Origin of the sequence: Microcoleus sp. FACHB-68 (genome assembly GCF_014695715.1) — a bacterium.
In the GTDB taxonomy this organism is placed as follows: Bacteria; Cyanobacteriota; Cyanobacteriia; order Cyanobacteriales; family Oscillatoriaceae; genus FACHB-68.
The window spans coordinates 278,897-291,078 of record NZ_JACJOT010000009.1; the positions used below are offsets into that span (position 1 = coordinate 278,897).

The following is a 12,182-nucleotide window of genomic DNA, read 5'->3' on the forward strand; positions in this document are numbered from 1 at the left end:
ATGCCGGCTAAGTGTCCTTCCGATCCCAGACGAACCTTTGCTCGTTGTTTCTATAAGCTTAACTCGGATTTTCCGCCTGGTGCGCGATCTTGTCCGAGTTGATGTTATAGTAGTTTGTCCAGAGTTAAAATGTTCGTGCACTAATAGAGCTGTTTCAGGATCGACTGTGGCCAATATTAAGTCTGCCGTTAAACGCGTCAAAATTGCCGAACGCAATCGGCTACGCAACAAATCGTACACATCAGCGGTCAAAACGCTGATCAAGAAGTATTTTGCATCTGTGGATGAGTACGCTGCCAATCCGACTCCAGAGTTGATGCAACAAGTGCAAACTCGCATGGCAGATACTTACAGCAAAATTGACAAAGCGGTGAAAAAAGGTGTTTTGCATCCCAATAATGGGGCGCGGAAAAAATCCCGCTTGGCGAGAATACTCAAGCAACACACGCAAAGCCAGTCTGCCGGCACCTCGACAGAGGCAGCCCAAGCCTCCTAGGCTACCCCAAAATCATTGCTGAAAGTGAGAAGTGAGACGCGGGAAGTGAGAATTCTTCCCCGGTCTCTCGCTTCTCAATTTTGTCTTTTTCCCCATTTCGTCTTTTCGCTCATGCAGTTGATCGATACCCACGTCCATATCAACTTTGACCTCTTTCAACCCGATCTGGAGGCCGCAGCTGGACGGTGGCGGGAGGCAGGCGTTGTCCGCCTGATCCATTCCTGTGTCGAGCCGGCTGAGTTTGCCGGCATTCAAGAACTGGCCAACCGTTTCCCGGAACTGGCCTTTGCCGTTGGCCTTCATCCCCTCGACGCCCATAAGTGGACGCCGGCAACCCAAACCGAAATTCTGGAGTTGGCAAGTTCCGATCCCAGAGTCGTGGCCATTGGGGAAACCGGCTTAGACTTTTATAAAGCAGACAATCACGATCTGCAACAAACCGCGTTTGAGGCGCAGCTAACCATCGCCCAGCAGTTGCAGTTGCCGGTGATTATTCACTGTCGGGACGCGGCAGAAGCGATGGCGAAGTTGCTGCAAGATTTCACAGATCGTCAAGGTTCGGTACGTGGAGTGATGCACTGCTGGGGCGGAACCCCTGAAGAAACCCAATGGTTTCTCGATTTGGGCTTCTATATCAGTTTTAGCGGCATTGTCACCTTTAAAAATGCCACTCAAATCCACGCATCCGCTGCGATGGTTCCGGGCGATCGCCTGTTAATTGAAACCGATTGCCCGTTCCTCGCCCCAGTTCCCAAACGGGGCAAACGCAACGAACCGGCTTACGTGCGCTATGTCGCCGAACAAGTTGCCCAAATCAGGAATGTTTCCCTAGAAACCCTAGCGGCACAAACCACTGAGAATGCGTGCAATTTATTTGGGCTTTCAGTAGCATTGCCGGTGCCGGCATAAAAGGCAAAACGTCGGGCGGAAAAGTCCCGTATCCTTTCTCTGTTGCAACAGACGTAGATCGGTTATTTTGCCCCACCAATGCCGCAAGCTTGCGCCATAATGTATAGGAGGGAGAAATGGAATGAATAAATTGGTACGCTCAGTCTGCACGGTCAATACTTGGAAACGTCGAACTCCCCCACATCATAAAGCGTGAAAAGTGAGTCAGGGGGAGGCAGCGAGTCAACCCTATACAAAAGTGCCAAGCACATCTATTTCGGCTTGTGCGATTGATTTATCCTGGTTCGACTTTTCACCTTGAAGCTTTCTAATAAACGTCGTTAAAGCCAAATAATCAGCCTCCAGAGATTGAAAAATCCCAGAAATCCCTGCCAAAACCATCTCTGTCTAGACGCACTAGGGCGCGTCTGGAATCTGCTATTAGGCACTTTTCAACTCGGACTCCCATCTGGGAGTTAGTTGACATAATTGTGTAAATAATGTAAATTACGGGGTTCGCGATCTCGCTAACCCGATCCTAGGAGACGCATGACTACTCAGACTCCCACCGCACCAGCCTTTATCCTGCCAGACCTCGTAGAAATCCAGCGCTCTAGCTTTCGCTGGTTTCTGGAAGAGGGACTTATTGAAGAACTCAACAGCTTCTCGCCAATCACAGACTACACCGGCAAGCTAGAACTGCATTTCCTGGGCAAAGACTACAAACTCAAGCGCCCTAAATACGACGTTGACGAAGCCAAACGCAGGGACAGCACCTACGCCGTTCAGATGTATGTGCCCACCCGCCTGATCAACAAAGAAACCGGCGAAATCAAAGAACAAGAAGTCTTCATCGGCGACCTGCCCCTGATGACAGACCGAGGCACCTTCATCATCAACGGTGCCGAACGCGTCATCGTTAACCAGATCGTCCGCTCTCCCGGAGTCTACTACAAATCCGACACCGACAAAAACGGACGCCGTACCTACAACGCCAGCCTCATACCCAACCGGGGCGCGTGGCTGAAATTTGAAACCGACAAAAACGACCTCGTTTGGGTGCGGATTGACAAAACCCGCAAACTGAGCGCCCAAGTGCTGCTAAAAGCTTTGGGACTCAGCGACAACGAAATCTACGACGCCCTGCGCCACCCGGAATACTTCCAAAAAACCATCGAAAAAGAAGGGCAGTTCAGCGAAGAAGAAGCCCTGATGGAGCTTTACCGCAAACTGCGTCCGGGTGAACCTCCCACCGTTTCAGGGGGCCAGCAGTTGCTCGACTCTCGCTTCTTTGATCCCAAACGCTATGACCTCGGTCGCGTGGGCCGGTACAAGCTCAACAAAAAGCTGCGGCTCAACGTGCCAGATACCATGCGGGTGCTCACCCCCCAAGACATTTTGGCGGCGGTTGACTACCTGATTAACTTAGAATTCGACATCGGCCAAACAGACGACATCGATCACTTGGGCAACCGGCGCGTCCGCAGTGTGGGTGAGTTGCTGCAAAACCAAGTGCGGGTTGGATTAAACCGGCTCGAACGCATTATCCGGGAACGGATGACCGTATCAGACGCCGACGCCCTCACCCCAGCTTCCCTTGTCAACCCCAAACCCCTAGTCGCGGCGATCAAAGAATTCTTCGGGTCGTCCCAGTTGTCCCAGTTCATGGATCAAACCAATCCCCTGGCAGAACTGACCCACAAGCGCCGGCTATCCGCCCTTGGCCCAGGCGGTCTGACACGGGAACGCGCCGGCTTTGCGGTGCGCGACATTCACCCCTCCCACTACGGGCGCATCTGCCCTATCGAAACGCCTGAAGGCCCGAATGCCGGTTTAATCGGCTCCTTAGCCACTCACGCACGGGTGAACGCCTACGGGTTTATCGCCACGCCCTTCTACCCAGTCGAAAATGGCCGGGTGTTGCGAGATCGGCCTCCCCAGTTCATGACGGCAGATGAGGAAGATGACCTCAGAGTCGCACCGGGGGATATTACGGTCGATGAAAATGGCTACATCCAGGGTGAAACGGTGCCAGTGCGCTACCGGCAAGACTTTACCACCACCACACCCGACCAAGTAGACTACGTCGCCGTGTCGCCGGTGCAGATTATCTCAGTGGCGACCTCCCTGATTCCTTTCTTGGAACATGACGATGCTAACCGCGCCCTGATGGGTTCTAATATGCAGCGGCAAGCGGTGCCTTTGCTGCAACCAGAGCGGCCCCTAGTGGGAACCGGCCTGGAAGCGCAAGCAGCGCGGGACTCCGGGATGGTGATCGTGTCGCGCACGGATGGAGTAGTCACCTATGTGGATGCAGAGCGCATCCGGGTGAAACCAACGCCAGCGAACGGGCACAGCAATCAGTCAGACGGGGCGACAAGCCGGCCCTCCCCTGAGCCGAAAGAACTTGAATACCAGCTTCAGAAGTACCAGCGTTCCAACCAGGATACCTGTCTCAATCAGCGCCCGCTGGTGTTTGAAGGCGATGAGGTCGTTGCCGGCCAAGTGCTAGCAGATGGTTCGGCAACGGAAGGCGGAGAAATCGCCCTGGGCCAAAACATCCTAGTGGCTTATATGCCTTGGGAAGGCTACAACTATGAAGACGCGATCCTGATTAGCGAACGCCTCGTCATCGACGATGTCTACACCTCAATTCACATTGAAAAATATGAAATTGAGGCACGGCAAACCAAACTCGGTCCAGAGGAAATCACGCGGGAAATTCCCAACGTTGGGGAAGATGCACTGCGCCAACTAGATGAGGGCGGCATCATCCGGATCGGGGCGTGGGTCGAGTCGGGCGATATTCTGGTGGGTAAGGTGACGCCGAAGGGTGAATCTGACCAACCGCCTGAAGAGAAACTGCTGCGGGCGATTTTCGGGGAAAAAGCTCGCGACGTGCGCGACAATTCCCTGCGAGTGCCCAATGGAGAAAAAGGCCGCGTCGTTGATGTACGGGTGTTCACCCGCGAACAAGGCGATGAGCTGCCTCCCGGCGCAAATATGGTGGTGCGCGTATATGTGGCCCAAAAACGGAAGATTCAAGTGGGCGACAAGATGGCAGGCCGGCACGGCAATAAGGGGATTATTTCCCGAATTCTGCCGGCAGAGGATATGCCGTATCTGCCCGATGGCAGGCCGGTTGATATCGTCCTCAACCCCCTGGGTGTGCCGTCACGGATGAACGTGGGCCAGATTTTCGAGTGCCTGCTCGGTTGGGCCGGCGAAAATTTGAACGCGCGGTTTAAAATCGTGCCGTTTGATGAAATGCACGGATCGGAAAAATCGCGGGAAACCGTGCATTACAAGTTGCAGCAAGCGCGTGAGAAAACCGGCAAAGATTGGTTATTTAACCCGGACAATGCCGGTAAGATTACCGTCATGGACGGACGCACCGGCGAACCCTTTGACAGGCCGATCACGGTGGGCAAAGCCTATATGCTGAAGCTGGTTCACTTGGTGGATGACAAGATCCACGCCCGTTCCACCGGCCCTTATTCTCTGGTGACGCAACAGCCTCTTGGTGGCAAGGCGCAGCAAGGCGGCCAGCGTTTTGGAGAAATGGAAGTGTGGGCACTGGAGGCGTTTGGCGCAGCCTACACCTTGCAAGAATTGCTGACGGTGAAGTCAGACGATATGCAAGGTCGGAACGAAGCGCTCAATGCGATCGTTAAAGGCAAGGCTATCCCCCGTCCGGGAACGCCAGAATCTTTCAAAGTGCTGATGCGCGAGTTGCAATCGCTGTGCTTGGATATTGCAGTCCACAAGGTGGAAACCAAGGAAGACGGCACCTCACGCGATGTGGAAGTCGATCTGATGGCGGATGTGTCCACCCGCCGCGCCCCTTCAAGACCGACTTACGAGTCAGTTTCACGGGAAGCGTTTGACGAAGCAGACGAATAGTTGTCAGCAGCCATCTGTCAGCAGTCCGTTGTTTTTGACGGCTGACTGCTGACAGAAGAAGCGCTAACCAATGAGACAATGAATTATCTCGCCGGTGCGATTAACACCGCGAGATTCAAACCAACGTCATCTGTTTCAATCTCACGTTGATCATGTCTCATTTTGTTACAGTTCCCCCCGGACTTGCAGGTTTAATGACGGCAGCCGGTTGTATAGAATGGCAAGGTAATAAGCTGAGAAACGGTTACGGGCGCAAATGGATTAATGGCAAATCGGTATTCGTTCACCGATTAGTTCTCGAATCTAAAATCCCAGGATTCTTAGAATCGGGTTATTTAGCTTGCCACGCTTGGGATAACCAAAGCTGTATTAACCTAGACCATTTAGTACCGGGAACCGCCGCTGAAAATAGCCGGCAAATGATCCAGCGAGACCGCAAAACCTCTCGCAGTCAAATTATTGCCGGTAGCAGCAAATTGAGTATTGGCCAACTTCGAGAAATTGATCTCAAATATTCCAACAGGTTCAAGCTGTGCGGAGTCGCCGAATGAATGGCTGCATTCCCGATATTGCTCGCGATTTTGGAGTGTCTAGAAGTGTCATTTACGACATTAAAAACGGAGTCACCTATAAAGAAGTTTAACTTTATTAAGAATACCGTCAGCCCCCCTTTTGTTAGCAACCAGCTAAGAAAGCTGATAACTGAAGCGAGACTGATGATACCTGGTAAAACTTGGAAGCACATTGAAGGGAGATAAAGATAAATGGCAAAGCTTGAACAAAGATTTGACTACGTCAAAATTGGCTTAGCGTCCCCAGAAAGAATTCGGCAGTGGGGCGAAAGAACCCTACCGAATGGTCAAGTCGTGGGCGAAGTGACGAAGCCAGAGACCATCAATTACAGGACATTAAAGCCTGAAATGGATGGCTTATTTTGCGAGCGAATTTTCGGGCCGGCAAAAGATTGGGAATGCCATTGCGGGAAATACAAACGGGTTCGTCACAGAGGTATTGTTTGTGAGAGATGTGGCGTAGAAGTTACCGAATCAAGAGTGCGCCGGCATCGCATGGGCTATATCAAGTTAGCCGCACCCGTCGCCCACGTTTGGTATCTCAAAGGCATCCCCAGCTACATGGCCATCCTTTTGGATATGCCCCTGCGGGATGTCGAACAAATCGTCTACTTCAACGCCTACGTCGTTCTCTCCCCCGGCAACGCCGACAACCTCCAATACAAACAGCTACTGACAGAAGATCAGTGGATGGAAATTGAGGATCAGCTTTACAGCGAAGATTCTCAACTCGCCAACATCGAAGTCGGGATTGGCGCGGAAGCACTGCAACGCCTGCTGCAAGACATTGAGCTGGAAAAAGAAGCGGAACAACTGCGCGAAGAAATTGCCAACGCCAAAGGCCAAAAACGAGCCAAACTGATCAAGCGCCTGCGCGTGATTGACAACTTTATCGCCACCGGCTCCCAACCCGATTGGATGGTGCTGTCCGTAATTCCAGTAATTCCGCCGGATCTGCGCCCGATGGTGCAGCTTGATGGTGGACGTTTTGCCACCTCTGACCTTAACGACCTCTACCGGCGTGTCATCAACCGCAACAACCGGCTGGCCCGACTGCAAGAAATCCTCGCGCCAGAAATCATCATCCGTAACGAAAAACGGATGCTGCAAGAAGCCGTTGACGCCCTCATCGACAATGGACGCCGGGGACGGACAGTCGTAGGAGCTAACAACCGGCCCCTTAAATCCCTCTCAGACATCATTGAAGGTAAACAAGGCCGGTTCCGCCAAAACTTGTTAGGTAAGCGCGTTGACTACTCCGGACGTTCCGTTATCGTCGTCGGGCCAAAACTCAAAATCCACCAGTGCGGCTTACCGCGTGAAATGGCCATCGAGCTATTCCAACCCTTCGTAATTCACCGGCTGATTCGTCAGGGACTGGTCAACAACATTAAAGCCGCCAAAAAACTCATCCAGCGCAACGATCCCAGCGTATGGGACGTGCTAGAAGAAGTCATCGAAGGGCACCCAGTCATGCTAAACCGGGCACCCACCTTGCACCGGCTAGGGATTCAAGCCTTTGAACCGATCTTGGTGGAAGGACGCGCCATCCAGTTGCATCCCCTCGTTTGTCCCGCCTTCAACGCCGACTTTGACGGTGACCAAATGGCCGTTCACGTCCCCTTATCCTTAGAATCTCAGGCAGAAGCACGGTTACTGATGCTGGCATCCAACAATATCATGTCACCGGCAACCGGACGGCCCATCGTGACGCCCAGCCAAGACATGGTGTTAGGCTGCTACTACCTAACCGCCGAAAGCCACGATCAGCAAAAAGGAGCCGGTCGCTACTTTGCGAACTTAGACGACGCGATCATCGCCTACGAACAAAAACAAATCGACCTCCACGCCTATATTTGGGTGCGCTTTGATGGAACCGTAGAAACAGATGAGCCGGATAACAGCCCCAAGGTCGAAAAATCCCCAGACGGTATCGTAACGAAACTCTATAAATACCGTCGAACTCGGGAAGACGCAACCGGCAACATCGTCAGCCAATACATCAAAACAACCCCAGGACGAATCATCTTAAACAAGACGATTCAAGAAGCGCTCAAATAGTCATTTGTCATTTGTCACTTATCAATTGTTAATTGTCAGCCGGTAAAAACCCAAAACAAAAGACAAAAGATAAGTGACAAAGCATCAACAACCAAGGGCAAAAAACGACCGGACAAAGGACACAGGACAAAAAAACATGGCAGATCAAAAGTCAATGGTTTTTCGCAATCGAGTTGTTGACAAAGGTGTCTTAAAAAAACTCATTGCCTGGGCCTTCACCAACTACGGGACAGCGCGGACAGCCCAAGTCGCCGACCTTCTTAAAGATTTGGGATTCCGCTACGCTACAAAAGCCGGCGTCTCCATCTCGGTAGACGACCTCAAAATTCCCCCCGGCAAACGTCAGCTGCTCGCAAAAGCCGAAGACGAAATTCGTGATACAGAAGCCCGCTACACGCGTGGAGAAATCACCGAAGTCGAGCGCTTCCAGAAAGTTATCGACACCTGGAACGGCACCAGCGAAGAACTCAAAGACGAAGTCGTGCGTCACTTCAAAGCCGCCGATCCCCTGAACAGCGTCTACATGATGGCCTTCAGTGGAGCGCGGGGGAATATTTCCCAAGTCCGGCAGTTGGTGGGAATGCGGGGACTGATGGCAGATCCTCAAGGGGAAATTATCGACTTGCCCATCAAAACCAACTTCCGCGAAGGCTTAACCGTAACCGAATATATTATTTCCTCTTACGGCGCACGTAAGGGCTTAGTTGATACCGCCCTGAGAACAGCCGACTCTGGCTATCTCACCCGCCGGCTCGTAGACGTATCCCAAGACGTGATCGTGCGGGAAATTGACTGCGGCACTAACCGAGGAATTCCAGTACGGGCAATGACCGATGGGGATCGGGTGTTGATCCCGCTGAAAAACCGCTTGCTCGGTCGCGTATTAGCATTAGATGCGCCCCACCCCAAAACCGGCAAAATTATTGTCACCCGTAACCAACCGATATCGGAAGAACTCGCCCAAGAAATTGGCGATGCCAAAGTAGAAGAGGTGTTCGTCCGCTCTCCCCTTACCTGCGAAGCCACCCGCAGTTGCTGCCAGCATTGCTACGGCTGGAGCCTTGCCCACGCTCACTTAGTAGACATGGGTGAAGCCGTGGGGATCATCGCCGCCCAGTCCATCGGCGAACCGGGGACTCAGCTAACGATGCGTACCTTCCACACCGGGGGCGTCTTCACCGGCGAAATCGCCCGTCAAGTTCGCGCACCCTTTGAAGGCACGATTCGCTATATTGGCCAACTACGAACTCGGCCCTTCCGTACCCGCCACGGGGAAGAAGCACTGGTTGTAGAAAGTGCTAACGCCGAATTAGCCGTAGAGCGAGATGGACGGCGCGAAGTTTTTGCCATCACCCAAGGTTCCACCCTGTTGGTGCAAGATGGCGGCCAGGTCAAACCTGACGCGATTATCGCCGAAGTGCCGATTGCCGGTCGTACCGCCCGCAAAACCACGGAAAAAGCTACCAAAGACGTGGCTTCCGACTTGGCCGGCGAAGCGCTGTTTGCCGACCTGGTGCCCGAAGAAAAAACAGATCGGCAGGGCAACACCACCCGCATCGCCCAGCGCGGCGGCTTAATCTGGATTCTGGCCGGCGAAGTTTACAACTTGCCACCAGGGGCCGAACCCATCGTCAAAAACGGCGACCGGATTCAGCCAGGGAGCGTTTTGGCAGAAACCAAACTGATTAGCGAACACGGCGGCGTTGTGCGCTTGGGTGGGGAAGACACTTCCGGCGAACATCCGCGCGAAGTGGAAATTATCACCGCTTCTGTCCTGCTCGACCGGGCCACTGTCCGGGAGGAAAGCTATCAGGGCCGGGAACACTATGTTATTGAAACCACCAATAACCAGCAGTTTTCGCTGAAAGCCACCCCAGGCACAAAGGTGCAAAATAATCAAGTGGTCGCTGAGTTGATGGACGGTCGCTATCACACCCAAACCGGCGGGATCATCAAATATGCCGGCGTGGAAGTGGCCAAGCGTGGTAAAGCCAAGCAAGGTTACGAAGTCGTTAAAGGCGGCACCCTGTTGTGGATTCCCGAAGAATGTCATGAAGTGAACAAAGACATTTCTTTGCTGCTGGTTGAAGATGGCCAGTATGTAGAAGCCGGCACAGAAGTTGTCAAAGATATCTTCTGCCAAAACAACGGGGTCGTGGAAGTTACCCAGAAAAACGATATCCTGCGGGAAATTGTCGTCAAGCCCGGTGAACTCCACATGGTAGATGATCCGGAAGAAGTGCTCAGTGCCGATGCCACTTTGGCGAATCCAGGCCAAGAAGTTATAAAAGGTCTGACGGTGCCAGAGTTACGCTACATCGAGTATGTGGAAACCCCAGAAGGCCCAGCCCTCCTGCTGCGTCCGGTGACTGAGTTCCACGTGCCCGATGAGCCGGCTGTTCCTTCCCAAGAATCGCGCAAAGACCAAGACGGTTCCGCAATTGAGTTGCGTGCCGTACAGCGTCTGCCTTATAAGGATGGGGAGCGGGTTAAATCCGTTGAAGGTTTGGAGTTGCTGCGAACCCAGCTTGTGCTGGAAATTGGCAAAGACGCCCCTCAACTGGCAGCCGATATTGAGCTGGTGCCAGATGCGAATGACCCGTCTGTGATGCGGCTGCAATTGGTGATTTTAGAATCGCTGATCATTCGCCGGGATATGGCGGCAGACGCCCTGCAAGGCAGTACCCACACTCGGCTCTTGGTGGAAGATGGCCAGCGCATTGCCCCGGGTGCCGTTGTAGCCCGAACTGAAATTCAGTGTAAAGAAGCTGGTTTGGTTCGCGGGATTCGCGAGGGTGCGGAAGCAATTCGCCGGATTCTGGTGGTGCGGGATGCTGATTTGCTCACCCTAGAAGTCCCAGAACTCTCACCCACTGTTAAAGTCGGCACTTTGCTCGTTGCCGGTAAGGATGAGATCGCGCCCGGAGTCGGACTTGAAGAGTCTGGCCAAGTGCTGTCGATCATCAAAGATCAATCTTCACCGGCAGAGGGAGATGCCGAATCCAAGCTGCAAAAACCAACCAGCAAAGTCGTGATGCGGATCGCCCGCCCCTATCGCGTTTCTTCGGGTGCAGTGCTGCACGTTGAGGATGGCAGTTTGGTGCAACGGGGTGACTTGTTGGTGCTGCTGGTGTTTGAGCGTACAAAGACGGGGGACATTATCCAAGGTTTGCCCCGGATTGAGGAACTGCTGGAAGCCCGGAAGCCCAAGGAAGCTTGTGTTCTGGCTAAACGACCGGGGACAGCTCAGGTTGAGTATGGTGACGATGACTCGGTTGAAGTCAAGGTCATTGAGTCCGATGGGGTGATTACAGAGTACGTGATGGGTCCGGGACAGAATGTGATGGTGTCTGATGGCCAGGAAGTCAAAGCCGGCGAACCACTTTCAGATGGGCCTTCAAATCCCCATGAAATTCTGGAGGTTTTCTTTAATATCAACCGGGAAACGATGGGCGCGTATGATGCGGCGTTGAGTAGTTTCCAAGCCTGCCAGACATTTTTGGTGAATGAGGTGCAGTCTGTATATCAATCTCAAGGGATTGATATTTCTGACAAGCACATTGAGGTGATCGTTCGTCAGATGACTTCTAAGGTTCGGATGGATGACGGCGGCGATACAACGATGCTGCCCGGTGAACTGGTGGAGTTGCGTCAGGTTGAGCAGGTGAATGAGGCAATGTCCATCACCGGCGGTGCACCGGCTCAGTACACGCCGGTGTTGCTGGGGATTACGAAGGCATCGCTGAATACGGATAGCTTTATCTCGGCGGCTTCTTTCCAAGAAACCACACGGGTGCTTACAGAAGCGGCGATTGAAGGTAAGTCTGACTGGTTGCGTGGACTCAAGGAAAACGTGATCATCGGGCGTCTGATTCCTGCCGGCACCGGCTTCAATGCCTACGAGGACTTGATGAACAGTCAAGCCGATATGGATATGGGTTATGACTCTGCCGGTGTTCTGGATGAGGATGACGATCTTAAGGATGTCGTTCTCGATGACCGCAGCGCCCGTACCTTTAGCAGTAATGGCATCTTTGGCGACCGGACTGAGGAATTGCCTGAACGTCCCCCTCGTGCTGCCGGTATCGGCTTTGACTTGGCCGGCGCTGACGCTTTCTCTCCCATCCTCGAAGATGATGTCTTGATAGATGATGAGGAAGAAGAAGACGATGACGACGACGACGACGACTTTTAAATAAGTCAAGGGTGAAGGGCAAGAAATTGCTCTTCGCTTTTTCATTTAAAAAGTGAACAGTAAAGAG

At 52.9% G+C, this 12,182-nt stretch carries 6 protein-coding genes; all 6 read left to right on the forward strand.

Features of this window, described 5'->3' with window-relative positions; genetic code table 11:
• Positions 1-166: 166 nt before the first annotated feature.
• The 6 genes from rpsT (at position 167) to H6F73_RS16685 (ending at position 12,115) form a co-directional block, all read left to right on the forward strand.
• Positions 167-496, forward strand: coding sequence for a 30S ribosomal protein S20 (gene rpsT, locus H6F73_RS16660; RefSeq protein WP_190759893.1), 330 nt, complete (start codon positions 167-169; stop codon positions 494-496).
• A gap of 111 nt (positions 497-607) precedes the next feature.
• Entirely contained in the window at positions 608-1,405 is a 798-nt protein-coding gene (locus H6F73_RS16665; RefSeq protein ID WP_190760055.1) for a TatD family hydrolase, read from the forward strand.
• Between the two features lie 528 nt (positions 1,406-1,933).
• Positions 1,934-5,287: a DNA-directed RNA polymerase subunit beta gene (rpoB, locus tag H6F73_RS16670; protein WP_190759894.1), complete on the forward strand. Its 3,354-nt coding sequence runs from the start codon at positions 1,934-1,936 to the stop codon at positions 5,285-5,287.
• Positions 5,288-5,439: 152 nt separating this feature from the next.
• A complete protein-coding gene (locus H6F73_RS16675; protein WP_190759895.1) occupies positions 5,440-5,838 on the forward strand; it encodes a hypothetical protein in 399 nt (132 codons plus the stop codon).
• Between the two features lie 213 nt (positions 5,839-6,051).
• Positions 6,052-7,920, forward strand: coding sequence for a DNA-directed RNA polymerase subunit gamma (locus tag H6F73_RS16680; protein ID WP_190759896.1), 1,869 nt, complete (start codon positions 6,052-6,054; stop codon positions 7,918-7,920).
• A gap of 136 nt (positions 7,921-8,056) precedes the next feature.
• Positions 8,057-12,115 (forward strand): DNA-directed RNA polymerase subunit beta', encoded by a 4,059-nt coding sequence (locus tag H6F73_RS16685; RefSeq protein ID WP_190759897.1) that lies wholly within the window; start codon positions 8,057-8,059, stop codon positions 12,113-12,115.
• The last annotated feature ends 67 nt before the right edge of the window (positions 12,116-12,182 follow it).

Coding starts and splice junctions, on each gene's coding strand:
- rpoB (WP_190759894.1), top strand. CDS start 1,934: ATGACTACTCAGACTCCCACCGCACCAGCCTTTATCCTGCCAGACCTC.
- H6F73_RS16675 (WP_190759895.1), top strand. CDS start 5,440: ATGTCTCATTTTGTTACAGTTCCCCCCGGACTTGCAGGTTTAATGACG.
- H6F73_RS16685 (WP_190759897.1), top strand. CDS start 8,057: ATGGCAGATCAAAAGTCAATGGTTTTTCGCAATCGAGTTGTTGACAAA.
- H6F73_RS16665 (WP_190760055.1), top strand. CDS start 608: ATGCAGTTGATCGATACCCACGTCCATATCAACTTTGACCTCTTTCAA.
- H6F73_RS16680 (WP_190759896.1), top strand. CDS start 6,052: ATGGCAAAGCTTGAACAAAGATTTGACTACGTCAAAATTGGCTTAGCG.